The organism is Jeotgalibaca porci (assembly GCF_011299095.1).
GTDB lineage: Bacteria > Bacillota > Bacilli > Lactobacillales > Aerococcaceae > Jeotgalibaca > Jeotgalibaca porci.
The window spans coordinates 1,952,707-1,978,870 of sequence record NZ_CP049889.1; the positions used below are offsets into that span (position 1 = coordinate 1,952,707).

The window sequence follows — 26,164 nt, forward strand, 5'->3', positions numbered from 1 at the left end:
ACGAAAAATAATTAGGAATGATTTATTACTTTCTTTTTACCTGTAACCATATCAACAAACGCAATGTTCAAATCTCCTTTGACGAGGCGTTGAATATGTTTGCGTTGCCGCATTGCCCGGTATTCTTCAGCAATAATGGAACCTTTGTAGTACAACAGAAGTTCATAACCGTTTTTGTTTTTTTTCAGTTCAATGTTCCTAACAACCGATAGATGAGAATCATTCAGAGCATTCGCAAATTTGATAATGCCGCCTAATTCTCTGATTTGATTAAGATAGGTGGAATCAAACCACGACGTAAAGGGCTCGGAGTATTGATTGAATAACGAACGGTTCTTGAAGCTTGCGAGCAGAGCAACAACCACACGCTCCTTATGTGAGAGACCATTTAGCTCACTATTGGAAATAATATAGAAGGTATGTTGTGAAACAGCACCACTTTCGACATAGACGCCTAAGTAATACAGATAACTCCCATACTGCAGCAAGCGCGCCACATAGCGGTCTTTTTCAAGAATGCCTTCTTTACAAAACTCCTCGTAAAGCATACTAACCAGATTTCCACGCTGATCGGCCACTTTATCCTGTGTATGATAAGAAAGTCCGAGTTTATAAATGCTTTGGGTACTCGTATTCATCTTGGAAAATGCCTGATCATCCGATTTATTATTTAGATAGTCCATGATGATACCTTCACGCAACCCTTTGTTACTAAAGATAAATGCCGGTGCGTTTACCTCATCAAATAAAGTCCGAAAAACAACATTGGCTGGAATAATTATATCTGTTCGGTCTTGACTTAAGCCATCCAAATCTTGCAATTCAGGAATAGATAAGCTTTTAAATAATTTCAACGTTTGTGTTAAGCCATCGCGCGACATTTGATAGCCGTGCACACCAGCCAATGGGTAGTTTATTTGTCGCTGATGCACATTGGCTATACTCCGTCCGGAACCCCCAATAGCTGTGACAGGGACGCGTAAATCCTGAAGCCATTCCAGACTCTTAAACGCTTCTTGAATATATGCACTCATTTTCTTGATTGCCTTTTCACTGTTGTGTTCTTTTCCCTCAAAAAACATCTGTTTCAAAGTCACAACTCCGAATGGGAAACTGTGATAGCGTACAATCTCTTTATTTACAAAGTATGTAATTTCAGTACTCCCACCCCCAATATCGACGGTAACGCCGTCTTTTGTTTCAGTGGAAAGGGTGACTGCATAGCTGCCGTAGTACGCTTCTTTTTCTTCCGGCACAATTTGTAAGGTGATACCGGTACGGTCTAAAACTTGTTGGATGATGTCCGTTTTATTCGTTGATTGGCGAATAGCTGCCGTAGCCATTGGAAGTATTTGAGTCACATCGTACTGATTGGTTACTGCGACGAATGTTTCTAAAACTTGAACTAAAGCATCAATTCCGGCCTGCGACATAGTTTTATTTTCATCCAAGTACTGACTTAACCGCGCGGGTGTTTTAATATTTTGTAATTCGAGTAGATTATAGTCGGTAGTAATTTCAAAAATAACGAGACGAATGGTGTTTGATCCGATATCGATTAATGCAATTTTTTCAGTGTTCATATCTATTCTCCTCACTGTCGTTGCGTTACTTCCATTCTATATAACTATCTACTATTTGTCATAAGATAACTCTGCCGCTAGTGAAATTTACGAAACAAAGAACGGACTGGGAAATAGCTTCCCAGCCCGTTACTTAGAACTATTATTACTGATTATTTATTCAGGTAGTGCCCAATTTGGGTGATTAAATCATCTGTATTATTTACAACCACACCGTTTGTTTTAATCAAACCGATTGTATAAAGATTTACATAAGGGAATTGTGACTCAGCAACTTCTTGAAGAGCAGCTAATTTCTTTTCATTCGTAGCGCCTTGCTGACGTGAATCAGAGAAAAGGGCAATGACTGGAATACCCGCTTGATAAGCAACCCCAATCTCAGTAGCCACTCCAACATCCATTGTTTGACCATCCAAGATAGCAATCATAATATTTGATTCTAATAGTCGATCTGTATCCTGCTTCGCAATTAAAATAGAATCTGCGTAAGCATTTTTATCGTTAATTTCACCATTTTCCTGGGGTACATATAAACCTAATTCAGGGTAAGCCTCACGGATTTTACCAACAAGAAACTCATTGTATTGCAGTTCCATATGGGAAAAAAGTGGGGCAGCGTAATAACCTTTTTTTGTCATAGTAATAGCTCCTTAAGTAAATTTATTTCTTATGCATTATCTTAACAATTGTTTTAAGAGGATGCAAAGGGCTTTTTAACTGAGGAGTGAGCTGAGGTACGACATAGAGGCTAAAAAAACAATTCTGAGTGCGCAGGTATGACCTGAAACTGCGCACTCAGATTGCTTTTTACGTTTGAGTGCGCAAGTATGACCTGAAACTGCGCACTCAGATTGCTTTTTGCGTTTGAGTGCGCAAGTATGACTTAAAACTGCGCACTCAGATTCATTTTTGCGTTTGAGTGCGCAGGTGTGACTTAAAACTGCGCACTCAGATTGCTTTTTGCGTTTGAGTGCGCAGGTGTGACTTAAAACTGCGCACTCAGATTCATTTTTACGTTTGAGTGCGCAGGTATGACTTAAAACTGCGCACTCAGATTCGTTTTTGCGTTTGAGTGCGCAGGTATGACTTAAAACTGCGCACTCAGATTCATTTTTACGTTTGAGTGCGCAGGTATGACCTAAAACTGCGCACTCAGATTGCTTTTTGCGTTTGAGTGCGCAGGTGTGACCTAAAACTGCGCACTCAGACTGCTTTTTGCGTTTGAGTGCGCAGGTATGACCTAATATTGAGCGGCATAGAATGACTTTTTCCATAGTTGAATGTTACAGCCATGTTACAGTTAAACAAAAGTTGATACACAATCGTAAGGTGTTTGAAACCTCCCGCTCAAACTGGACCCGTATAATGAGAAAAGTATTTTGAAGAAAAAGTGAGGCGAGCCCAATTGGTAATAGAAAGAAAGCTCGGTAAAGTGCTTGTGGCTGCATTAGCTGCGCAGTTTTTATTTGCAGCACCTATCAAAGCCAGTACATTAAATGAAATTCAGGAACAAGAACAGTCTAAACAAGCTGAAATTTCAGCTGTTGAAGAGTTGATACATGATAGATTAAACTCTGTTAACGAAAAAAAAGCTGAAATAGACGACCTGAATGAACAAGTATCACAAGTAGAGGATCAAAAAGCTAAAACACTTGTTGAGATTGAGGATAAAAAAGCAGTTATTGTTGCTCGTAAAGCCCAACTAGAGGAACGGTTAGTTGCACTCCAAACATCGTCTTCAATGAATAACCGTGTATTAATGTTAATGGAAGCGGAAAGTTTCAGCGACTTTATCAATTTATTTCTGATAATCAGCCAATTGCAAGGTGTTGATAACGATCGCATTGAGTTGGCAATCAAAGAAGAGCAAGAATTAGTAGCTTTAGAAACACGATTATATGAAGAAATTGCTGCCATTGAAGAAACGACTTCACAATTGAATGCAGAATCTGAAATCTTAGCGCACGAATTGGGTTCATTACAAGATATACTCAATGATAATCAAGTAGAACTTAACCGACTTGCAGCTGAGAGAGCAACTGAAGAAGAGCGTCTTGTTAAGGTGGCCCAAGCAGAAAAAGAAGCAGCGGAAAAAGCGGAGGCAGAGAAAGTGGCAGCCGCAGAAGCGAAGAAAGCAGAAAAACAAGCCGAAGAAACAGCTAAAAAAGAAGCGGCAGCCGTTAAAAAAACAACTCCAGCTCCTACTGAATCAGTTGTTACAGCACCACCCGCAGAAGAAAAAATTGAAGTTGTAGAAAAACCGGTTGTTGAAGATGTATCGGCACCTGCTGTTCCTACTGAACCGGCCCAATCAGGCCGCCAAGTTTCAGTTAATGCAACAGCTTATTCCCGAAACCAACCAAGTCTGAGTAATCATACATTTTTAGGCATTGATTTACGTGACAATCCAATGGTTATTGCCGTAGATCCGTCAGTTATCCCGCTGTGGTCACTAGTAGAAGTTCCAGGGTATGGTATTTATCTTGCAGGAGACACAGGAAGTGCGATTGTAGGAAACCGTATCGATATTCATATGGAAAATCTAAATAGTGCGTGGGCATTTGGACGTCGCCAACTTACAGTTACAGTCTTAAATTAATATAGAAAAGATGGCTGCCAGTCAAATCTGGCAGCCATCTTTTTTATATTATAATACTTTATTCAAGAAGTCTTGAGTACGTGGATGTTGTGCATTTTGGAAGATTTCTTCCGGTGTGCTTTCTTCAACGATGTATCCACCGTCCATGAAAATAACGCGGTCACCAACTTCACGGGCGAATCCCATTTCGTGTGTAACAACGACCATTGTCATCCCTTCACGGGCAAGGCGTTTCATAACTTCCAATACTTCTCCAACCATTTCTGGATCCAGTGCAGAAGTCGGCTCATCGAACAACATAATATCAGGATTCATTGCTAAAGCGCGAGCAATGGCAACACGCTGTTTTTGTCCCCCTGATAACGAGTTGGGGAATACATCTATTTTTTCGCTTAATCCAACCATTTCCAATAATTCGGCAGCTTTTGTTTTTGCTTCCTCTTTAGTCATTCGGTTCAATTCAATCGGTGCAAGGGTAATGTTTTGGGCAACCGTTAAATGTGGGAAAAGGTTAAAATGTTGGAAAACCATTCCGATTTCTTCACGGACTTTATTAATGTTTGTTTTAGGATTTGTAATGTCGACATTGTCAATCGCAACATGACCGCCAGAAATTTCCTCTAGACCATTCAAGCAACGTAAGAACGTACTTTTACCAGAACCGGAAGGACCGATGATACAAACAACTTCTCCTTCAGCAATCTCTACATTAATGGATTTTAAGACCTCATTATCTCCAAAGCTCTTTTTAAGGTCTGTAACTTTTACTTTTGTATTCGTCATTTGTGTACTCCTTTCGACACTTTGTCTTATTCTACCAAAAAAGGCGAATCATTAAAAGAGGACACTAAAGGCGTGTCCTCTTTTTGAACACGCCTTTAGTTTTTATATCCTAGCTAACTTCTCAATCGCATCCACTAGCTTATCCAATTTCTTTTCCATGCGATTTAATAAATACATGGAAATTACAATCGGAAAGCCTGTGTTGCTGATGAGATCGATGTAGGATGATAAACCCGTTTCCATCAAAAACGCCTCCTCTCTATATAGAAAGACGTTTTAGAATTGGAAAGTGTTACAATTTCTCGTCAATACAACGAAGAATCGCTTTCGCAACACCATCTTCAGTGTTCGTTGCGGTTTCATACTTTGCAATTTTTTTAACGCCTTCTGCGGCATTCCCCATGGCGAAGCTGACGCCTGCCTTTTCAAGCATTGAGGCATCGTTAAAGTTATCACCAATCGCCATAATACGGTCCAAAGGAATTCCCATTTCTTTGGCAACGCGTTCCAAGGCAATGCCTTTTTGAGCTTGCACATGATTTATTTCTAAGTTGTTATAGAAGGAAGAAGTCACAACAAGTTCAGCATCCTTTTCATATTCCTCACGGACAGGCTGTAACTCCGGTTGCCCCTCATTTGAGTAGACGAGTACTTTCAAGGCCAAGCGATCCTCTGTCAATACGTCTTCATAATCTTTAATATAGTTAATATTAAGAAGCTCCAATCGGCTAAGCGCTAATACTAAGGCCATTTTAAATGTTGTATGAGGATTTGTTATTTGTAAGAGACTCGTCATCGTTTCGATACGTTTTACTTTGTTATCTGAATAAACACCATCCGCCATCACTAACTCCGCATACAGACCTTTTTCACGCGCAAAGTTCAGAATATGCCGAATCCGTGTTTGATCGATGCCAACGTTTCCGAGTAAAGTGCCGTTCTCATCATATGTTTGTCCACCGTTCACAGTAATCATTGGACAGCGAATACCAACTTCCTCTAAAGCAGGAACTGCTTCCGTATACCCACGACCTGTTGCTACCATAAATTTAATGCCTAACTTTTCAGCTGTTTTAATAGCTACTTGATTTGCTTCAGAGACTGCCATCTTGTTGTTTAAGAGTGTTCCGTCCATGTCAGATACGATTAATTCAATCACATTTTATCCTCCCACATTCCAATTTTTTGGTTTCATTTATAGTGTAACATTTATATTCTTTTGGTACACTACATACGAAAGAGAGGGAGAGTAGATGAAGCAGATTATCCATAATGAATGGCAAAAAATATTGGAACCTGAATTTCAAACTGCCTACTATTCACAACTACGTGAATTTTTAAAGCAAGAATATAAAAATGAAACGGTCTATCCCGATATGCATGCAATCTGGCATGCATTTGAATTAACACCGTTTAATCAAGTGAAAGTCGTGATTATTGGCCAGGATCCCTATCATGGCGAGAATCAAGCTCACGGCCTGAGTTTTTCTGTTCAAAAAGGTATTCGCATCCCGCCATCATTACGCAATATTTATAAAGAAATGAAAACTGATTTAGAAATAGACCCACCGAATCACGGTGATTTGACAAGTTGGGCGGAACAAGGTGTTTTTCTTTTAAATACTGTATTGACCGTTCGTAAGGGCGAAGCCTATTCACACCGGGGGAAAGGTTGGGAATTATTGACGGATTCAGTCATCCGTGCATTGAATGAACGCGAGAAACCACTTGTATTCATTTTATGGGGAAATGCTTCGATTGCGAAAAAAGCCTTTATTGATGCCGAGAAACATACAGTTATCACAGCGCCGCATCCGAGTCCCTTATCCGCTCACCGTGGTTTTTTCGGATCCAGACCTTTTACAAAGGCCAACGAGGCTTTAATAAAAATAGGCCAATTACCCATTAATTGGGAAATTCCTAACGAGGTGACAGAATGAAAGAAAATATATTAGAAACACAAACAGGTAATATTTATTACAAAACAGGTGGAGCGGGCGAACCACTTTTCTTTATCCATGGAAATGGCGAGGACACTTCCATATTTAAGGGACAATTAGCTGACTTTTGTCGGGACTATACAATTATTGCAATGGATACACGCGGACATGGGCAATCGGATTTGGGTGTGGATGTTCTGACTTTTGAGCAGATTGCTCAGGATGTGATCGCTATTATGGATACACTGGTTATTGAACAGGTCACAATCGTTGGTTACAGCGATGGTGGAAATATTGGTATGTATTTAGCTTCGCATTACCCGGAACGCATCAAGGGTCTGGTTATGATGGGTGCTAATTATGAAGTGGATGCACTTGAGGAAGAGCTACTTACGAAAGTGAAAAGTTACCAAAAGAGACTGGAAGGACGTGAACAGACGCCCGAAAATGTACGTAAGTTAAATGTCCTTAATCTCATGCTGCATGAATTGGCACTCACAGAAGAAGACCTAAAACGAATTAAAGTACCAACATTAGTAATGGCAGGTGAATTTGATATCGTGGCACATTCCCATACCGAAGCCATTGCAGAAACGATTGCCGATTCTGAACTGTTTATTTGTCCAGAGGGCGGCCATGACTTTTTTGTTCACCAACCAGCTCTATTTCTAGAGACTGTTACCTTGTTTCTAGATAAATTAAAAAGTGATGAGAAATAACTTGTTTTTAGAATGAAAGTACACTATGCTTATTCTACAAAATAGAAACGAGGACGAACCATGAAGAAGCAAGAATGTCTGCAATCACCTTTTAATTATGACACCTTCTCGAGATAGCGTTCATATCGAGAGTGGTTGTGTTGACATGCTTACAACTGCTTTCATCTATCAGGCGGTTGGACTTAATAACTGGTTCGTGAGCCCCTGCTGAGAATTTTCTTGGTAGGGGTATTTTTATAAAGGGGGATACGGTTCAATGACAACAATCGCAATAGTAGGACTGGGTGTGGTAGGGGGCTCTTTCGCGAAAGCAATCAAGGAAAACCAGTTGACAGATTATCGTGTTTTAGCAATTGATAAAGACGAAGCGACTATAAGTAAAGCTCTAGAAGAGGGCGTTATTCAGCGCGGAGAAACTGAAAATCAGTCAATATTACAGGAAGCTGATATTGTTATTATTGCGCTTTATCCGCAAGCCATGCGTGCCTTTATCAAGAAGCATGGTTCTCAATTTAAAGCAGGGGCGATTGTGACAGATACAGCGGGTGTGAAAGGTGCACTCATTGAAAATATGAAAGACGACATTCCAAAGCAAGTTGATTTTATCTTTGGTCATCCTATGGCCGGACGCGAGAGCAGTGGATACGCTTATGCGACGGGCACTATTTTCAAAGGTGCGAACTACTTAATTACACCGATTGAAACGAATAAATCGCAAAATATCGAAACACTTATTCACCTATTTAAAGCCTTGGGGTTCAAACGTGTTACTGTTATCAATCCCGATAAACATGATGAAATGATTGGCTTCACCAGTCAACTGTGTCATGCCATTGCAGTTGCTTTGATTAATAGTGATGATCCTCATCGCGATACGGTTCGTTTTATTGGAGATAGTTACCGCGATCTGACACGGATAGCTAAAATTAATCAGAGTTTATGGACGGAATTATTTATGGAAAACAAATCAGCTTTGTTGGATGCGATGACAAACTTCGAAGCGCAATTTACTCAAATTAAGAATGCAATTGAGAAGGATAATCAAAAGGAATTGGAAGCCCTTTTTACAGAATCAACGGCGCGTAGAATCAAATTAGAAGACTCTGATTTGAAAGGAAAGTAAAAGAACAAAAGATTACTCATTGAATTTATGGTATTCTTGAATTGATAAGAATAGTGTGAAAGGAGCGTAAATAATGGATTTAAGTATTTTGGATCAAGTGCCTGTATCGACTTCAGGTAGTGCTCGAGAATCATTAGAAAATGCAGTTTCGTTAGCACAACTTGCCGAAGAGTTGGGGTATCGTCGCATCTGGTTTTCTGAACATCATGGCGCAACCAACTTAGCTAGCTCAGCTCCAGAAATAATCGTTGCACATGTGGCCTCAAAAACAAACACCATTCACGTTGGTACAGGTGGCATCATGATGATGCATTATTCCCCTTTAAAGATTGTTGAGACATTTAAGACATTGGAGGTTCTCCATCCAGGTCGAATTGATTTGGGAGTAGGACGTGCCCCGGGAGGGGATCGCAATGCTATTTTTGCTTTATCACAAGGGAAAGCGCCGAATTTGACTAGTCTATATGACAAGATAGATGTCATGCAAGATTTATTATTGGATAAACAGCCACAATATGAAGTGTATCAGCATACACCCGCAACACCTGAAAGCGAAACAGTTCCGGCAATGTGGCTACTGGGCTCTAGCGGAGACAGTGCTATGCAAGCAGCAACGAAAGGGATGGGTTATTCGTATGCCCAATTCTTCAGTGGCAAGTTAAATCCGGAAGCCTTTGAAATTTATAATGCCAATTTCAAACCCTCACCATTTATGGAAAAGAAAAAATTATCCGTAGCTTTTTATGCCATGGTTTGTGAAACGAAAGAGGAAGCTGAATATTATTCTTTACCATATTTAATTTCACGGATGAACTTGATGCGCGGATTGCCGATGGGTAAAATGTTGACACCAGAAGAAGCTGCCAATCAATCCTTTTCTGAAATGGACCGTCTGTTTCTGAAAAAAGTACGTGAAGGACTGTTAATCGGAACTCCTGAATCAGTTGCGACTGAATTACGAGAATATGGTGAACGGTATCAAATTGATGAAGCGATGATTGTGACATTCGCTGACCCACAAGAAGTGAGACAACAGTCGTACCGTTACTTAGCGCAAGAATTTAACTTACAAAAAGGTGGAAGTGATTTATGACATTGTCTTTTTGGATCGCTGCTGAGAAATGGTACTATCTATGGGCGCCAACCGCATTGGGATTGATAATGGTTTCGGCATTGGTAATGGTTTTTACTTTAAGTAAAAGAAAAACAAAAATCGGCAAAAGGGTAATTAAAATAGCAGCACTAGTTTTAGGAAGCTCAACCATTTTGATCCTCATCAACAATCAACGCTATGGGACCTATTTAGAACCTGCCGAACGTGTTACACCTGTTATTCGTCATATGCAGTATAAAGTTTTTCAAGGTTATCAGCCGATGACCCGCTCTACGATTGATACCTATGCTAGATATCATGATCCGGAAGGAGTGATGGCAACTGGTCTTTATAATGAAGAAACTGTAACGGAAGCAGTCACTTATCTCGGTAAGAAACACCGCCACCATTATTTCCAACGGGACGAACAGATTTTCAAACAGTATGAGACGAGCGTTTTCTTTGATGCTAACAGAGATGAAACAGAAATTGTTGGGACATTGTATCGTTTGAAAGACCCAGAGTTTGAAACAATCGGCTTTAATGACACACGCTTTGTATTTTATGATCGAATCGAAATAGCAGAAGAAGACACAGGAAAGCTTTATGAACCCGAAGATGAGTTTTTAGTACCGACTACGAAACAAGTCTTTCTGGAATGGACGTTCAAATATTACTAAGAAAACAGATAACTAATACACAAGACGAACTGTTTCACTATAGGATTTTAGTGGAAAATTATAAGTTTAACTTATTGAGAATAAATAAAATAGGAACAGCGTTGTTGTATCAGCGTTGTTCTTAAGGGCGTTATGGGCATTCTTTATTATAGAAAGACGACTTACTCGAAATGATGAAACAGTTTATTAGTCTGTTTCCATGGTTATTTGCTGAAATTTAAATGTATTTGATGTATGATAGAAGAGTAGTTAAAAATCCGAGGAGGGAACTCTAAAAATGGACATGTTCGAAAGTTTGGAAGCAAAAATCAAAGGTAAAAAAATTAAAATCGTTTTCCCGGAAGCGACAGATTCACGTATTCTAGGTGCAGTTGTACGTTTGAAAGCAGAAGATTTGGTTGATCCAATCTTGGTAGGGAACGTTGCAGAAGTTGAAAGTGCAGCGAAAGAACGCGGATTCAACATTGAAGGGATTTCTGTTATAGATCCTGCAAACTATGATGATTTCGATGGAATGGTTGCATCTTTCATTGATCGTCGTAAAGGTAAAGCAACAGAAGAGCAAGCACGTAAAACATTGTTGGACGAAAACTATTTCGGAACAATGCTTGTATACATGGGCTTGGCAGATGGTTTAGTAAGTGGTGCTGTACACTCAACAGGTGATACAGTTCGACCAGCTCTACAAATCATCAAAACAAAACCAGGTGTAAGCCGTACTTCAGGTGCGTTCATTATGCTTCGCGGCCGTGGCCAAGAAAAATACTTGTTCGCTGACTGTGCGATTAACATCAACCCGAACGCACAAGAATTAGCTGAAATCGCTGTAGAATCTGCTAAAACGGCAGAAATGTTTGACATCGAGCCTAACGTAGCGATGTTAAGCTTCTCTACAAAAGGATCAGCTTCATCTCCAGAGCAAGAAAAAGTTGCTGAAGCAACTCGTATTGCACAAGAATTGGCACCAGAATATAAAATTGATGGTGAGTTACAATTTGATGCTGCCTTTGTTGAAGCAGTTGCTAAACAAAAAGCACCAGAATCAGAAGTTGCTGGTAAAGCAACAGTATTTGTTTTCCCAGAGATTCAATCAGGTAACATTGGTTACAAGATTGCACAACGTTTCGGAGCTTTCGAAGCTGTTGGACCAATCTTACAAGGTTTGAACCAACCAATTTCTGACCTTTCTCGTGGTTGTGTGGAAGAAGATGTCTTCAAGACAGCTATCATCACTGCAAACCAAACACTAGTAAAATAATTAACTAATAAAACAGAGTCCGGATGATACGATCCGAACTCTGTTTTTTTATTAGCTCGGCTATTGTTAGTCCGTCTAACCAGCCGCTTTTCTTACATCTTAATTTAAGCTATAATTGAAATGAGATTGAAGTGGGGGTTACACTGTGATTTATACAATTGAAACGAATAATGAAAATGAAACACTTGCTCTGGCACAGAAGTTGGGGGAATTAGTTCAAGCACGCGATGTTATCTTACTGGAAGGGGATTTGGGAGCTGGTAAGACGACTTTTACCAAAGGGTTGGCTCTCGGGTTAGGCATCGAACAAGTTGTAAAAAGTCCTACTTATACAATCATTCGGGAATATACCAAAGGACGTTTACCACTCTATCATATGGACGTCTATCGATTAGAAGAAGCAGGCAGTGACGAGATGGGATTAGAAGAATACTTCTACGGAGATGGCGTGAGTGTTGTAGAATGGTCGAAATTTATCGCCGATGAACTGCCTCCGCATTATTTACTCGTCCAAATTGATAAGACAGGTTACTATTTACAAAACCGTCTGTTTACTATCGAGTCATTCGGAGACCGTTATGAAAAACTATTAGAAGGTTGGAAAACTACAAATGAAAACTGAAAAATTAGAAATTATTATCCGAGAAGCTATTCCTTCAGACGCAAAAGATATTCTTGAGTTTAGTGAGCAGACAGGCGCTGAAACTGACTTTTTAGTTTATGGACCAGAAGGGCTTGAACTTTCAGAAGCATTTGAAGCCATGTATTTAGAAGGCCTAATCGAAAAAGAAAATGCCATCATGTTAGTTGCTACCATTGATAATGAAGAATTAATCGGTATTGCTTCAGTTGGTTCAAACGATAAACCTAAAACACAACATGTGGGAGAAGTGGGTATCACCGTAGCAAAAGATTTCTGGGGCTATGGATTAGGTACAGCATTGATGGAAGAAGTCGAAATTTGGGCAAAAGAATCAGGCATTATTCGCCGCCTGGAATTAACCGTCCATGCGGATAATGAGCGTGCGATTGCACTGTACGAAAAAATGGGTTACCAACGCGAAGGTGTGTTATCCCGTGCGATGTTTATTAATGACGCATTCGCTGATGGCGTCATGATGAGCTTACTGATAGACTAAAAAGAAAACCGTTGGAAGCATGCCGCTCGGTGGCGACCCCCAAAAGTTAGAGTTTTAATTATGCAGCCAATTGGCTGGTTTGAGTTCGGTATTCTACTGGACTTAGGCCAGCCAATTTTTCTTTCGATCGAACTTGGTTGTACCAATCGATATACTCGGAAATCCTTGATTCAAGCTCACCATAACTTACCATTTTTTCTCCGTGATACATTTCCTGTTTCAGAATGCCGAAGAAATTTTCCATCGCTGCATTATCAGCACACGTTGCTTTCCGAGACATGCTTTGAAAGAGTTTGTTTTTCTTCAAGATTTTAACCCACTTGTTGTGCTGGTACTGCCACCCTTGGTCCGAATGAAGGGTCGTGCGGACGGTGCCGTGTTTACGAATGATGCCGACGGCCTCCTGCAGGGGCTTCATCACGAAGTCCAGAGTTGGTCGCTTATTCATGCTGTAGGCGATGACCTCTCCGTTATACAAGTCCAGAATAGGGCTAAAGTATAACTTCTCCTCCCCCATACACTTGAATTCAGTGACGTCCGTGACGAGTTTCTGTAAGGGGATAGTGGTGTGGAAGCGCCGATTCAGTCGGTTCTTCGCAACGGTTCCCACTTTCCCTCTATAGGAATTGTACTTGCGAGACTTCCGCATGAACTTGACACATTTTAAACCTATTTCTTGCATGAGGCGGTACACCTTTTTGTGGTTGACGCAATGTCCCAGTTTTTGCATTTCCTTCGTGAGTCGTTTATACCCATACCGCTCTTTGAACTGAAAGAAAAGCTGTCGGATCAGCTCTTTTAGAGCCCCATCCGGGTCCGCTATTCCCAGTTGTTTCGCGTGGTAATGGTACGTTGCGGATGGGATTCCAACTACTGAAAGGATATCCTTCAGTTTGAATCCTTCTTCTTTGAGTGCGTATGCCACTGCTGTTTGTGCTTTTCGAGAAAGGTGTCTGGATTCTCCCGGAAAGCTTTCAACTTTTTTAAGTAAGCAATCTCTAATCTTAGTAATTCATTTTCACGTTCCAGCTCTTCTTGGGAAAGAGAAGTGGACTTTGCTTGTTTTCCCGGCTGTTTTCTCGGTTTTCTGGACATGGGAGGTCGCCCCTTTTGTTTTGGTTTCAGGCCTTTTATCCCGTTCTCTTGGAAGGCCCGGTTCCAGTTGGCGATGAGGGAAGGATTGTTCATGCCGAAGGCAATGGCCGTTTCGGAATAAGAAGCGCCTGTTTCTTTCATAAAGTGTAATACATCCACCTTGAATTGAACAGGGTAGACCGTCTTCTTCCGCTTCCTCTTCAGACCTTCCAACCCGAATTCTTGGAAAAATGTCACCCATTTTCGGACGGTTGCGGCATCAGGAATGGCATGTTTCTTCGCCAAGGCGCTATATCCCAACGGGCCATCCAGATATTCTTGCACAACTTGTAACTTGAATGCTTCACTATATTTTGCCATAAAAAGAACCCCCAAAAGTTTAGATTTTACTCTAACTTTTGGGGTCGGTACCCTCCAACGGTTTTTATTAAATTGAAACGACAAGCGAAACGGGACAGTGATCACTGCCAAGAATCGAATCGTGTATTTCAGCACTGACGAGGTTGTTCTGTAGATTTTGGGAAGTAAGGAAATAATCGATTCGCCAACCCGCATTGTTCTTTCTAGCGTTGAATCGGTAACTCCACCAACTATAGCGACCCGTGACATCAGGATGGAAGAAACGAAATGTATCTATATAGCCAGAATCCAGTAATTGCGTAAATTTGGAACGTTCTTCATCACTGAAACCGGCGCTTTTTCGATTCGATTTTGGGTTTTTCAAATCAATCTCAGTATGTGCGACGTTCAAATCACCGCAAACAATAACCGGTTTTGTTTCTTCCAACTTTTTCAAATAAGCGCGGAAGTCATCTTCCCATTCCATCCGGTAGCCGATACGAGCCAGTTCATTTTGAGAATTAGGCGTATAGACTGTGAGCAACCAAAAATCGGTGTACTCCAATGTAATCACACGTCCTTCTTGATCGTGGTTTTCAATACCGAGTCCGTAATGGACAGACAGTGGTTTATGCTTAGTGAAGATAGCTGTACCAGAATACCCTTTTTTAACGGCATAATTCCAATAAGACTCATAACCCTCAAATTCTAAATCGATTTGTCCCGCTTGTAATTTCGTTTCTTGGAGACAGAAGAAATCTGCATCCATCTCAGAAAATACATCTAGAAAGTTCTTTTTAACGACAGCTCTGAGACCATTGACGTTCCAAGATACTAGTTTTAGTTGCACGTTGGTTCCTCCTAGAAGAAGATACTTAAAGCAAAGTTACTGAAAATACCTAGTACAACTAGATTAATGATTACAATTGCCCATTTAAATTTCTTTTCTTGAACGTTCAATCCGTAGATAACACCTACCAGTGGGAAGAACAGGGCTAAAAGAATTGAAATGGTTGCGATTGTATCTGGATCCTTTGTACTGAAAAGGTATACCGGATATAGAATAGATAATAGTGTGAAGACAGTTGCGTTACGTAGTTTATTATTTTTCAAAAGTCATTCTCCTTTCCTCTCCGCAATATTTTAGCATACCTTTACCTGTATTTGCGATAAATCCTTTTGCATGAATGATGACAAAGATTACAAATTGGCTTACTATGGAAAAAAGAGATTATTATCAAGGTAAGGTGTGCTACAATAATTAGTGCGATGCAACAGAATAACGAAAAATAATTAACGAAATTTAGCGAGGCGAAAAGAGTGCAAGAATATATAAAAGTAGCGGCGGAGCTACGCAGTCATTTTCCGGATGTTTTGATTAAAGAAAATGAACAACTTAGCAGTTATACATACACCAAAACGGGTGGACCAGTCGATGCTCTAGTTTTTCCAAGAACGAAAGATGAAGTGCAAATGATAGTAACGTGGGCACATGAAAATCGTGTTCCTCTGACTACTTTGGGCAATTCCAGTAACGTAATTATTCGCGATGGCGGAATTCGGGGCATAGTTATCATTTTAACTGATTTAAATGCCATCACAGTCAAAAAAAATCACATTATTGTACAGAGTGGTGCTTCCTTAATTGAAACATCCAGACGTGCTTTAAACGAGAATTTGACGGGCTTAGAATTTGCGTGTGGAATCCCTGGAAGTATCGGTGGAGCTGTTTATATGAACGCGGGTGCTTACGGTGGCGAAGTAGAATCAGTGATTGAATCCGTCGAAGTGGTAACCTTAACGGGTGAAAGAAAACTTTACTCAAATAAAGATATGGCATTCAGTTACCGCCACAGTGCGATTCAGGCCACAGGCGATATCGTTCTAGAAACAACATTCGCTTTAGAAAAAGGTAAAGAAGATAAAATTAGAGAAAAGATGGCTGAGTTGACGGAGTTACGTGAATCCAAACAACCGCTGGAGTTCCCTTCATGCGGAAGTGTCTTCAAACGTCCGACAGGCTATTTTACTGGTAAGTTGATTCAAGATGCGGGACTTCAAGGGAAGCAATGGGGCGGCGCTCAAATTTCAATGAAACATGCCGGTTTTATTGTGAATATCGATAACGCTACTGCAACCGATTATATTGATTTAATTGCGTATATCCAAAAAGTAATTAAAGAAGTTTACGATGTCAGCTTAGAAACAGAAGTGCGGATTATCGGGGAAGACCCGACAGTTAGCACTCAGGAAGAAAACATATGAAACAAACATCAAATTAAGTGAAGGAGGAGATTTCTTGAAAAAGCCATTGATTACCTTTCAAAACTTTACATTTACCTATTCAGACCAGACGATACCTGTTCTCAACGAGTTAAATGTATCTATAAATGAAGGTGAAAAGATACTCGTTATTGGCCCAAGCGGATCTGGGAAATCCACCTTTGCTCGTTGTTTGTCAGGTGTATTACCGAATAAAGATAATAATGACTTTTTGGGAAACATATTCATCGGTGAAGATAATGCAAAACCCTTCATTTCAAACTTTTTACCCAACGAATTGGCTATCAGTATGGAAGAAAGTGCAGTGGCGCTTCATGAGAAGAGTCGTAATCTACGCTCAAAACCTGCTGTTGAGCCTTTCCAGACATATCTCGGACAAAAAAAGTTGGCAAGTATGGAATGGTTCTTAAGTAAATATCCATCACTAAGAAATAGTAATAGTCGCTTATCCAACCATCAGTTTGAAAAAATAAAATCGGCAGGTTTTTTCGTCAATGATAAACCTGTTTTGATTTTTGATGAACCACTGGCAAATCTGGATCCTAAATCTGGAGATATTGCGATGAGGTTTATTGATGAATTGGCTGAAAAGACGGATACAACGATTATAATTATCGAACATCGTTTAGAGGATGCATTAGTCTATCCTTTTGAGAGATTGATTCTATTTTCTGAAGGACGTTTGATGGCTGATGGAAAACCTTCGGATATATTAAAAACCGATGTCTTGAGTGAAATCGGAATTCGTGAACCCTTGTATGTTACAGCGATGCGTTATGCAGGCGTAAACCTGGATTCTGTCAACAATCTGGATAATGCACAAAATATTAATGGACCGAACTTAAAAGAACAAATGGAGTTATGGTTATCTTATTTGCCGAAATTCCAATATAGTGAAAAAGGGAAGCCGTTAATGGAATTAAAAGATCTTAATTTCCAATATCCATGGAATGCGCATCCGATTCTCAATCATATCAGTCTCACGTTCTATGAAGGCGAGATGGTCAGTCTGGTCGGTCCGAATGGTTCAGGTAAGACGACACTTGCAAAGCTCATTTCCGGACAAGAGCCAATTCATGAAGGTAAAATGTTTTGGAAGGGTGAAGATGTTTCGACCTTTAGTGCCAATGATTTAGCAACGTTGATTGGCTATGTGCCTCAGAATCCGTTGGAGCTCATTACACAGTCGACAATCGATGAAGAGTTAGCCTATCGTCTACGAAATCGCAACTTTTCTGAAGCTGATATTTCAAGTCGAATTGAGAAAGTCATTCGTATTTGCAGCTTGCAATATATTCGAAAGTTACCAATCGCAGCTCTTAGTTTTGGGCAGTTGCGTAGAGTGGCAATCGGTTCGGTACTAGTATTAGATCCGGAATTGATTATTGTGGATGAACCGGCAGCCGGCCAAGATTTGAACAGCTACACTGAAATAATGAACTTTTTACAATCGATTAACTTGCGTGGCGTCAGCGTTTTACTAGTTACGCATGACATTCATTTGATGCTCGAATATTCAAAGCGGGCAGTCGTTATGGCAAAAGGAGAAGTCATTGCGGATTCTACTCCTGTTTTAGTATTGGCAACACCAGAAATAATCGAAGCAGCGTCGTTAAAAGAAACGAATCTTTTAACCTTTGCCAAACAACTAAATATGACAGATCCCTACGGCTTTACCGATAAATTTATCCACTATGATCGGGTCGCACGTTTATTCTAAATCAGGAACTCACGCAGATTATTTCTAGTCTGCGTGAGTTTTTTTGTAGTGTAGGGTTTTATAAGATTCTGGAGGAACGTCATTCATTGTTATTGCGAGTTCCACGTGTTTTATCTTTGTTCCACTGAGGGTAAATAGAACCATGAAAAAAATATTCTTCACGCCATTTTCTTTGATAAGGAAGATCATTGGGAATCCCTGGTGAGAATGTATGGGAAGAGGATTCACAGAAGTAGATAAGTTTCGTTATTGTGGGGTATCAAGAAAGGATTTCGGTTGTTTGTGAAGGGGTGTCCCTCGCAAGGAATGACTGAAGGGGCTGTCGGATCTGCCTTTTTGAGCACGTTTACGCTACCATTATTAGTTAATAGGAAAACGCGCTGACTCAAACCGTTTTTTCGATTTGAGTCAGCGTTTTCTGGCAAAAGTGACGACTCAAACCGTTTTTTTGATTTGAGTCAGCGTTTTTCGGTAAAAGTGACGACTCAGACCGTTTTTTCGATTTGAGTCAGCGTTTTCTGGTAAAAGTGACGACTCAAACCGTTTTTTTGATTTGAGTCAGCGTTTTCTGGTAAAAGTGACGACTCAAACCGTTTTTTTGATTTGAGTCAGCGTTTTTCGGCAAAAGTGACGACTCAAACTGTTTTTTTGATGTTTCCTCTTGTTTTTTTCTCAAAGACTATTATAATCATATCCGAAGCTAAACTTAAAGATTACTTTTACTAAACTCTTGAGCAGAAAGAGGTGGCCCTATGGATATCGGAAAGAAGCTTAAAGAATTACGCTTGCAGAAGAATTTGACGCAAGAAGAACTCGGGGAACGTACCGATTTAACGAAAGGGTACATATCTCAATTAGAGAATGGCTTTAGTTCTCCTTCAATGGAAACTTTTTTTGCAATTTTGGAAGTGCTGGGCACGACTCCGAAAGATTTTTTTGATCCGGAAAGTTCCGAACAACAAATCGTTTATACCAAAAACGATGTAACAATCTTTACAGATGAAGAAAAAGGTTTTTCGACATCTTGGTTGATTCCCAACTCAAATGACAAAGAAATGGAACCTGTTATGTTAACATTGGAACCAGAAGGGGAGTTCAAGCAATTCCCACCATCTTTATCTGAAACATTCGGATACGTCATGAAGGGATCCATTCAAGTGCAATTAGGTGAAGATACCTATATAATAAAAAAAGGGCAATCTTTTTACTTCGAGGCTTCAGAATTCCATCAATTACGAAATGTGGCATCAACACAGGCACGTGTCCTGTTGGTAGTTACAGATTCTTATTTATAAAAATGAAAGCGCAGGTGTAAATAATGGCAAATGAAACAATCATTACTTTGGAAAACGTCAATAAAGTATATGATGACGAAACAGTATTACATAATATAGATTTTGAAATTGAGCGTGGAAAGTTTTATACGCTACTTGGACCATCCGGTTGTGGTAAAACGACAATTCTTCGCTTAATTGCAGGTTTTACGGAAGCAACAAACGGGATGATTCGCATTAACAATCAAGTCGTTAATGATATCCCACCAAATAAAAGACGTGTGAATACGGTGTTTCAGGATTATGCATTGTTTCCACATATGAACGTATTCGATAACGTTGCATTTGGTCTTTCTTTGAAGAAGCTGCCTAAAAAAGAAATTGAGCAAAGAGTTAAAGATGCCTTGAAGATGGTCCAGTTATCCGGTTATGAGAAACGTGAAATCCGGGAAATGTCTGGTGGACAACAACAACGTGTAGCTATTGCGCGTGCGATTATAAACGAGCCGGAAGTGCTGTTACTGGATGAACCACTTTCCGCATTAGATTTGAAATTACGTACGGAAATGCAATACGAACTGCGGGATATTCAACGCCGTTTAGGTATTACGTTTATCTTTGTAACGCATGATCAAGAAGAAGCTTTAGCGATGAGTGACTGGATTTTTGTTATGAACAAAGGACATATTGTCCAAAGTGGTACGCCGGTTGATATTTATGACGAACCAATTAACCGCTTTGTTGCAGATTTCATTGGCGAAAGCAATATTGTTCCAGGCCGCATGGTGGAAGACTACCGTGTCAGCTTTGTTGGAAAAGAATTCGAATGTGCCGATGCCGGGATTACTCCAGGCGAAAAGATCGAGATTGTTATTCGTCCTGAAGACTTGGAATTGACAACAGTTGATAAAGGGAAATTGGTTGTGAAGGTTGATACCCAATTATTCCGTGGTGTGCATTATGAAATCATCGGTTACGATGCTGATGGAAATGAGTGGATGGTTCACTCTACGAAGCGTGCAGAAATAGGCGCAGAAGTTGGCCTGTATTTCAATCCGCAAGATATTCATGTTATGCGTTTAGGCGAGACAGAAGAAGAATTCGATGCGCGTCTTGAAAGCTACGAAGAGTAAGGAGGGGTAGAGATGATGACACGTTCAAAAAACTGGTTTTCTGCCCCATATCTATTATGGTTAGGCTTGTTCGTAATTATTCCAGTATTACTGATTTTATATCAATCATTCTTTGATGTTTCGGGAAACTTTACCCTTGGAAATTATGCAGCTTACTTTACCTCTGGGAATTATGTGGCGATGACTGTCAATTCATTCTTGTATGCCTTTTTAATTACCTTGGTAACGTTCTTAATTAGTTACCCGACAGCTCTGTTTTTAAGCCGTACAAAACATAAGCAGTTGTGGCTGTCTCTGATTATCTTACCTACTTGGGTAAACTTGCTGCTTAAAGCCTATGCTTTCATTGGTATTTTCAGCCAAAGCGGCTCTGTGAATCAATTTCTGACATTCTTTGGTTTTGGTTCGCAACAATTATTATTCACGGACTTTAGTTTTATCTTTGTAGCTTCTTACATTGAACTACCCTTTATGATTTTACCGATTTACAACTCAATTATGGAAATCAATCCCTCATTGCAAATGGCCAGCTATGACTTGGGGGCAACGCGTTGGGAAACACTGAGACGTGTCATCTTCCCATTAAGTATGAGCGGCGTGCGCAGCGGGTTCCAAGCGGTCTTTATTCCATCATTGTCCTTGTTTATGCTAACGAGAATGATTGGTGGGAACCGAGTTATTACCTTAGGAACTGCGGTTGAACAACATTTCTTGGTTACGCAAAACTGGGGAATGGGTTCTACGATTGGCGTTATCCTGATTGTAGCGATGATCGTTATCATGTTCCTTACAGGTGAAAAGAATACTAAAGGAGGGAAAAGATAATGCGGTTAACCTCCAACTCTAAATGGAATAATTTCTATCTTATCTTTGTATTCGTCGTGTTGTATGCGCCGATTTTCTATTTGATTTTTTACTCCTTTAACGAAGGCGGTACAATGAATAATTTTACCGGCTTTACGTGGGAACATTATCAAGCTGTATTTGAAGATACTCGTTTAATCGGAATTGTGTTGAATACATTGTTGGTCGCTTTATTGTCAGCGTTAATTGCAACAGTCGTTGGTACATTTGGTGCGATTTACATCTACTACACGCGGAAAATGAAAACACGCCGGGTATTACTAAGCTTGAATAATATTTTGATGGTTTCCCCAGATGTTATTATTGGAGCAAGTCTGTTGATTTTATTCACCTTGATTGGCTTTAGCTTAGGCTTTGCCTCTGTCTTACTCGCTCACGTTGCGTTCTCGATTCCAATTGTTGTATTGATGGTATTGCCACGGTTATATGAAATGAAAGACTCGATGATTAGTGCAGCTCAAGATTTGGGCGCTAACTCTTGGCAAGTTATTTCGAGAATCTTGTTGCCAAGTATTACACCGGGAATTTTAAGTGGCTTCTTTATGGCCTTCACGTATTCTTTGGATGACTTTGTTGTAACATTTTTCGTAACTGGTAATGGCTTCAGTACCTTGGCAGTGGAGATTTACTCCCGTGCCCGTCGTGGAGTCAGCTTGGAAATTAATGCTTTGAGTGCATTGATGTTCCTGTTTACTCTAGTTTTGATTTTAGGTTACAATGCCATTCAAATATATGGGCAACGTAAACGTGATAAAGACGTTAAAGCCATTGGATTTACAAAAAACGAGGTGGTTGAACCATGAAAAAACTAGTATGGGCTGCAGCTACCGTCTTATCTGTTTGTTTACTCTTGGCTTTCGGAATTGATTATTTGAACAAAGCACAAGGATTTACAGGTGAGAATACGTTAACGATTTATAACTGGGGCGATTATATCGAACCCTCTCTGATTAAGAAATTTGAAGAAGAGACAGGGTATAAAATTTCTTATGAGACATTTGACTCCAACGAAGCAATGTATACGAAAATCAATCAAGGCGGTACCTCTTATGATATTGCTATTCCATCCGAATATATGATTTCTCGGATGATTGATGAAGATATGGTGATGGAACTGGATCACTCAAAAATCGAAGGACTGGAATACATTAATCCACGCTTCTTGGATTTGAGTTTTGACGAAGGTAACCGCTATTCGATTCCTTATTTCTGGGGAACGTTAGGAATCATCTACAATGATAAATTTGTTGATGAGGCACCGACTACTTGGAATGATTTATGGGACGAAACATTTCGGAATGAATTGATGCTGATTGATGGGGCACGTGAAGTAATGGGGATTGGTCTGCAAAGCGAAGGCTACTCTTTAAATGAAACCGACCCGGAGATATTGGTTGAAATTGCTGCGAAGTTAAAAGAAATGACACCGAATGTCAAAGCAATTATCGCTGATGAAATTAAAATGTACATGATTCAAGAAGAAGCTGCGATGGCCGTTACTTTCTCTGGAGAAGCGAGTGAAATGATTTGGGAAAATGAAAATCTACACTACGTCATTCCCGAAGAAGGAACGAATTTATGGTTTGATAATATCGTCATTCCTAAGACATCTCAAAATACCGAAGGCGCGTATGCGTTCATCAACTTCATGTTAGATCCAGAAAATGCGGCACTCAATGCAGACTATGTCGGCTATTCAACGCCAAACGATGCGGCACTGGAACTGATGGATCCAGAAGTTACGAGTGATGAACAATTTTATCCTTCTGATGAGGCAATTGAATTCATGGAAGTATATGAAAACTTAGGACCAGAACTATTGGGAATCTACAATGATTTGTTCCTAGAAGTAAAAATGTACCAGAATTAACAAAAAAGGAAGCCAGAGCTGATAGAATCAGTCTTGGCTTCCTATTTTTTTTGTAATTGTTATCGACTTGCGCACTCAAACGCAAAAAAGGATTTGAGTGCGCAGTTATGGTGCAATTCCGCGCACTCAAACGCAAAAAAGGATTTGAGTGCGCAGTTATGGTGCAAATTCGCGCACTCAAATGCAAAAACAGATTTGAGTGCGCATGGTTAATCTATAACGACTATTCGCCCAAGTAATCGCTGGGTGTAATTTCCATCTCAGTCCCAAAAATTTTCATTTTCAAGCGAATGCCTTCACGGGTTGCGGCTAAGCCACCCAAACCCGTTTCTCTCAAAGAAGGTGGGAGGTTTTTTCCGACACGACGCATCGCTTCAATAACGTCATCAGCTGGAATTTTGTTCGTGAGACCAGCCAATGCCATATCCGCAGAAATCAAGGCATTGACCGCCCCAATAGCATTTCGCTTCACGCAAGGAATTTCAACTAAGCCGGCAACTGGATCACAAACTAACCCCAATAAGTTACTTAATGCCATTGCGAGAGCCTCAGAACTTTCTTCAGGTGAGCCACCCGCAATTTCAACTGCAGCAGCGGCAGCCATTCCGGATGCACTGCCGACTTCCGCCTGACAGCCACCAGCAGCACCGGAAATCATGGCATTATTTGCTATGACCATTCCAAATCCGCTGGCACAAAAGAGCATCTGAACCATCTGATCTTCGTCTAGCCCGAGTTTATCTTTAATACCAAACATCACGCCAGGCAGAGTACCCGATGAACCAGCAGTTGGCGTAGCACAAATTATACCTAATGACGCATTCACTTCGTTTGTCGCAATGGCATTCTCAACAGCAATGAGTAAATCGTCCCCGGAAAGAGATTTCCCACGTTTCCGATAATTCATCAGCTTCACCGCTTCGCCACCAGTCAAGCCGGTTGGTGAAAAGACGCCGTCACCAGTCAAGCCTTTCTCAACTGCTTCTTTCATCACGCGATAATTCTTACGCATTTGTTCCCATATATCCTCACGCGAACGATGAGAAGTTTGCATTTCCTGTTGCACCATTAATTCGGAAATGGGCACTTGCTTTTCACGTGCATCGTTTACGAGTTCTTCGACAGATTGATACATCGTTATCCTCCTACCTGATTAAAATAGCTTGTTCGATAAAGGGCATTGTATTAATTTCAGAAATCATTTCTTTAGAAGGAGAGGTTTCTAAATAGAGAATCACCCATTCATTCTCTTCTTCCCGGAAAATGCGGATATCACTTAAACGGTACCCATGGTTAGTGAAAAAAACTTCCCAGTCCCGCAGCTTTAATAAACCGAGATGCGAACTGTTTTGTTTAATAAAATAAAGAGGTAAATGCCCATTGATGGTCATCTGGAAGTCCCCGATTTCAACTGCGTTTAGTTCAATCGAACCACCGCCGATTGAACTGCCTGTTGCGACGATTCGTAAATCATCACGTTCCAGGATCATACGTGCAGTATTCGGGTGTCCAACAGGAGAGGGGTCTTTCTCTTCAAAAAAACTTACCGCAATTTGTTGGGATGCTGCCATTTCCACGGCTTTGGGTAACATCGGATCATCGGCATTTAAACCTAAAATGCCACCTAAAATGGCAAAGTCCGTTCCATGTCCCAAATGTGTATCCGCAAAGGACTCGTAATAATGAATCGTAATTTTTTTAGGAATCATACCAAATAGTTGTGCGGCTGCTTTTCCGAGGGCTAAAGCGCCGGCAGTATGTGAACTGGATGGTCCGACCATAATCGGTCCAATAATATCGAAAACACTACGAAATGTATTAGCCATTTTATACCTCCCACATATTGAATTCGTCCCTCATTATATCAAAACGGAACGAAATAGTCGCATTTCTCATCTATCTTTTATTCTAGAAGGAAAGCGCTATGCTATAATTAAAACAATAAGTTTGAAGGGGATTAGATAGTATGGAACTTAAAAAAGCAGTAGGTTTAAAAGCAGCAGAGTACATCAAATCGGGAATGATTGTAGGTCTGGGAACAGGCTCAACAGCCTACTATTTTGTTGAAGAAATCGGTCGCCGAGTGAAAGAAGAAGGATTGGAAGTTACTGGTGTAACAACTTCTATCCGGACGAAAGAACAAGCGTTAAGCTTAGGTATTCCTTTGAAAAATATTGATGACGTTACCCATGTTGATATCACTGTAGACGGCGCTGATGAAATCAGTACTGATTTCCATGGGATCAAAGGTGGCGGTGGTGCACACTTAATCGAAAAAATTGTTGCTTCCAATTCTAAAGAAATTATTTGGATTGTGGATGACAGCAAGATGGTTGATAAATTGGGTGCATTTCCACTCCCATTGGAAGTCATCAAATATGGTTCACAACAAGTATTTAATCACCTTGAAGAAAAAGGGTACAAACCTGCTTTTCGAATGGATGAAGCAGGTGGAAAGTATCTAACGGATGAAGATAACTATATTATCGATTTGCATTTAGGCACGATTGAAAATCCAACTGCTCTTGAAGCGGAATTAAATCAAATGGTAGGTGTCGTTGAACACGGCCTCTTCCTGAACATGGTTACCCGTGTACTGGTTGGATCAGCTGATGGGGTCCAAGATATTGCAATAGGAAGACAATATTATTCTGAAGGGAAGTAGAAAC

The 26,164-nt window shown here is 40.3% G+C and carries 28 protein-coding genes; 17 read left to right on the forward strand and 11 right to left on the reverse strand.

Annotated elements, in window-relative coordinates; genetic code table 11:
• Window positions 1-11: 11 nt before the first annotated feature.
• The gene (locus G7058_RS09850; protein ID WP_166063380.1) at window positions 12-1,583 is read right to left on the reverse strand and encodes a Ppx/GppA family phosphatase; all 1,572 of its coding nucleotides are present in this window, start codon (window positions 1,581-1,583) and stop codon (window positions 12-14) included.
• A gap of 152 nt (window positions 1,584-1,735) precedes the next feature.
• Window positions 1,736-2,221: a nucleoside 2-deoxyribosyltransferase gene (locus G7058_RS09855; protein WP_166063381.1), complete on the reverse strand. Its 486-nt coding sequence runs from the start codon at window positions 2,219-2,221 to the stop codon at window positions 1,736-1,738.
• 767 nt (window positions 2,222-2,988) lie between these two features.
• Here G7058_RS09855 and G7058_RS09860 point away from each other — a divergent pair.
• The gene (locus tag G7058_RS09860) at window positions 2,989-4,182 is read left to right on the forward strand and encodes a 3D domain-containing protein (RefSeq protein ID WP_166063382.1); all 1,194 of its coding nucleotides are present in this window, start codon (window positions 2,989-2,991) and stop codon (window positions 4,180-4,182) included.
• 48 nt (window positions 4,183-4,230) lie between these two features.
• Here G7058_RS09860 and G7058_RS09865 read toward each other — a convergent pair whose 3' ends face one another.
• The 3 genes from G7058_RS09865 to G7058_RS09875 all read right to left on the reverse strand — a co-directional run bounded on the left by G7058_RS09865 (window position 4,231) and on the right by G7058_RS09875 (window position 6,124).
• Complete coding sequence (locus G7058_RS09865) at window positions 4,231-4,965, reverse strand: amino acid ABC transporter ATP-binding protein (protein ID WP_166063383.1); 735 nt, start codon at window positions 4,963-4,965, stop codon at window positions 4,231-4,233.
• A 102-nt stretch (window positions 4,966-5,067) separates the two neighbouring features.
• On the reverse strand, window positions 5,068-5,208 hold the full coding sequence (locus G7058_RS09870; protein ID WP_166063384.1) for a YvrJ family protein: 141 nt from the start codon (window positions 5,206-5,208) through the stop codon (window positions 5,068-5,070).
• Window positions 5,209-5,257: 49 nt separating this feature from the next.
• The gene (locus G7058_RS09875) at window positions 5,258-6,124 is read right to left on the reverse strand and encodes a Cof-type HAD-IIB family hydrolase (protein WP_166063385.1); all 867 of its coding nucleotides are present in this window, start codon (window positions 6,122-6,124) and stop codon (window positions 5,258-5,260) included.
• Window positions 6,125-6,218: 94 nt separating this feature from the next.
• Between G7058_RS09875 and G7058_RS09880 the strand changes: the two genes are divergently transcribed.
• From G7058_RS09880 to G7058_RS09915, 8 genes are all read left to right on the forward strand, one after another.
• Window positions 6,219-6,905 carry a uracil-DNA glycosylase gene (locus tag G7058_RS09880; protein WP_166063386.1) on the forward strand — a complete coding sequence of 229 codons (687 nt, stop codon included), beginning with the start codon at window positions 6,219-6,221 and terminating at the stop codon, window positions 6,903-6,905.
• On the forward strand, window positions 6,902-7,624 hold the full coding sequence (locus G7058_RS09885; RefSeq protein WP_166063387.1) for an alpha/beta fold hydrolase: 723 nt from the start codon (window positions 6,902-6,904) through the stop codon (window positions 7,622-7,624). The genes G7058_RS09880 and G7058_RS09885 overlap by 4 nt, the downstream gene beginning before the upstream one ends.
• A 256-nt stretch (window positions 7,625-7,880) precedes the next feature.
• On the forward strand, window positions 7,881-8,747 hold the full coding sequence (locus G7058_RS09890; protein WP_166063388.1) for a prephenate dehydrogenase: 867 nt from the start codon (window positions 7,881-7,883) through the stop codon (window positions 8,745-8,747).
• 73 nt (window positions 8,748-8,820) lie between these two features.
• Window positions 8,821-9,840 carry an LLM class flavin-dependent oxidoreductase gene (locus G7058_RS09895; protein ID WP_166063389.1) on the forward strand — a complete coding sequence of 340 codons (1,020 nt, stop codon included), beginning with the start codon at window positions 8,821-8,823 and terminating at the stop codon, window positions 9,838-9,840.
• Window positions 9,837-10,520 (forward strand): hypothetical protein, encoded by a 684-nt coding sequence (locus tag G7058_RS09900; RefSeq protein ID WP_166063390.1) that lies wholly within the window; start codon window positions 9,837-9,839, stop codon window positions 10,518-10,520. Before G7058_RS09895 ends, G7058_RS09900 begins: the two co-directional genes overlap by 4 nt.
• A gap of 277 nt (window positions 10,521-10,797) precedes the next feature.
• The gene (gene pta / locus G7058_RS09905; protein WP_166063391.1) at window positions 10,798-11,778 is read left to right on the forward strand and encodes a phosphate acetyltransferase; all 981 of its coding nucleotides are present in this window, start codon (window positions 10,798-10,800) and stop codon (window positions 11,776-11,778) included.
• 145 nt (window positions 11,779-11,923) lie between these two features.
• Window positions 11,924-12,400 carry a tRNA (adenosine(37)-N6)-threonylcarbamoyltransferase complex ATPase subunit type 1 TsaE gene (gene tsaE, locus G7058_RS09910; protein ID WP_166063392.1) on the forward strand — a complete coding sequence of 159 codons (477 nt, stop codon included), beginning with the start codon at window positions 11,924-11,926 and terminating at the stop codon, window positions 12,398-12,400.
• Window positions 12,390-12,917 carry a GNAT family N-acetyltransferase gene (locus G7058_RS09915; RefSeq protein ID WP_166063393.1) on the forward strand — a complete coding sequence of 176 codons (528 nt, stop codon included), beginning with the start codon at window positions 12,390-12,392 and terminating at the stop codon, window positions 12,915-12,917. Before tsaE ends, G7058_RS09915 begins: the two co-directional genes overlap by 11 nt.
• Window positions 12,918-12,975: 58 nt before the next feature.
• Here the strand turns inward: G7058_RS09915 and G7058_RS09920 are convergent, their stop codons facing one another.
• The 4 genes from G7058_RS09920 to G7058_RS09935 form a co-directional block, all read right to left on the reverse strand.
• Window positions 12,976-13,920 (reverse strand): IS3 family transposase, encoded by a 945-nt coding sequence (locus tag G7058_RS09920; RefSeq protein ID WP_227004523.1) that lies wholly within the window; start codon window positions 13,918-13,920, stop codon window positions 12,976-12,978.
• A complete protein-coding gene (locus G7058_RS09925; protein WP_166062738.1) occupies window positions 13,806-14,372 on the reverse strand; it encodes a helix-turn-helix domain-containing protein in 567 nt (188 codons plus the stop codon). Before G7058_RS09925 ends, G7058_RS09920 begins: the two co-directional genes overlap by 115 nt.
• 67 nt (window positions 14,373-14,439) lie before the next feature.
• Entirely contained in the window at window positions 14,440-15,201 is a 762-nt protein-coding gene (locus tag G7058_RS09930; protein ID WP_166063395.1) for an exodeoxyribonuclease III, read from the reverse strand.
• A gap of 11 nt (window positions 15,202-15,212) precedes the next feature.
• A complete protein-coding gene (locus G7058_RS09935; RefSeq protein WP_166063396.1) occupies window positions 15,213-15,464 on the reverse strand; it encodes a hypothetical protein in 252 nt (83 codons plus the stop codon).
• Window positions 15,465-15,671: 207 nt separating this feature from the next.
• Here G7058_RS09935 and murB point away from each other — a divergent pair, with 207 nt between their 5' ends.
• The 7 genes from murB (at window position 15,672) to G7058_RS09970 (ending at window position 23,495) form a co-directional block, all read left to right on the forward strand.
• Window positions 15,672-16,616, forward strand: a complete 945-nt coding sequence (gene murB / locus G7058_RS09940; RefSeq protein ID WP_227004440.1) for a UDP-N-acetylmuramate dehydrogenase — start codon at window positions 15,672-15,674, stop codon at window positions 16,614-16,616.
• A 34-nt stretch (window positions 16,617-16,650) separates the two neighbouring features.
• Window positions 16,651-18,354: an ABC transporter ATP-binding protein gene (locus tag G7058_RS09945; RefSeq protein WP_166063397.1), complete on the forward strand. Its 1,704-nt coding sequence runs from the start codon at window positions 16,651-16,653 to the stop codon at window positions 18,352-18,354.
• Between the two features lie 752 nt (window positions 18,355-19,106).
• On the forward strand, window positions 19,107-19,649 hold the full coding sequence (locus G7058_RS09950) for a helix-turn-helix domain-containing protein (protein WP_166063398.1): 543 nt from the start codon (window positions 19,107-19,109) through the stop codon (window positions 19,647-19,649).
• 23 nt (window positions 19,650-19,672) lie between these two features.
• Entirely contained in the window at window positions 19,673-20,761 is a 1,089-nt protein-coding gene (locus tag G7058_RS09955; protein ID WP_166063399.1) for an ABC transporter ATP-binding protein, read from the forward strand.
• 15 nt (window positions 20,762-20,776) lie between these two features.
• Window positions 20,777-21,586 carry an ABC transporter permease gene (locus tag G7058_RS09960; protein ID WP_166063768.1) on the forward strand — a complete coding sequence of 270 codons (810 nt, stop codon included), beginning with the start codon at window positions 20,777-20,779 and terminating at the stop codon, window positions 21,584-21,586.
• Window positions 21,586-22,428: an ABC transporter permease gene (locus G7058_RS09965; RefSeq protein ID WP_166063400.1), complete on the forward strand. Its 843-nt coding sequence runs from the start codon at window positions 21,586-21,588 to the stop codon at window positions 22,426-22,428. Before G7058_RS09960 ends, G7058_RS09965 begins: the two co-directional genes overlap by 1 nt.
• Window positions 22,425-23,495, forward strand: coding sequence for an ABC transporter substrate-binding protein (locus G7058_RS09970; RefSeq protein WP_166063401.1), 1,071 nt, complete (start codon window positions 22,425-22,427; stop codon window positions 23,493-23,495). Before G7058_RS09965 ends, G7058_RS09970 begins: the two co-directional genes overlap by 4 nt.
• A 223-nt stretch (window positions 23,496-23,718) precedes the next feature.
• On the opposite strand, the gene sdaAA is transcribed toward G7058_RS09970, so the two are convergent.
• Together sdaAA and G7058_RS09980 are read right to left on the reverse strand one after the other, a co-directional pair.
• The gene (sdaAA, locus tag G7058_RS09975) at window positions 23,719-24,630 is read right to left on the reverse strand and encodes an L-serine ammonia-lyase, iron-sulfur-dependent, subunit alpha (RefSeq protein ID WP_166063402.1); all 912 of its coding nucleotides are present in this window, start codon (window positions 24,628-24,630) and stop codon (window positions 23,719-23,721) included.
• Window positions 24,631-24,640: 10 nt separating this feature from the next.
• Entirely contained in the window at window positions 24,641-25,321 is a 681-nt protein-coding gene (locus G7058_RS09980; protein WP_166063403.1) for a serine dehydratase beta chain, read from the reverse strand.
• A 140-nt stretch (window positions 25,322-25,461) separates the two neighbouring features.
• Between G7058_RS09980 and rpiA the strand changes: the two genes are divergently transcribed.
• Window positions 25,462-26,160 (forward strand): ribose-5-phosphate isomerase RpiA, encoded by a 699-nt coding sequence (gene rpiA / locus G7058_RS09985; RefSeq protein ID WP_166063404.1) that lies wholly within the window; start codon window positions 25,462-25,464, stop codon window positions 26,158-26,160.
• Window positions 26,161-26,164 lie beyond the last annotated feature (4 nt).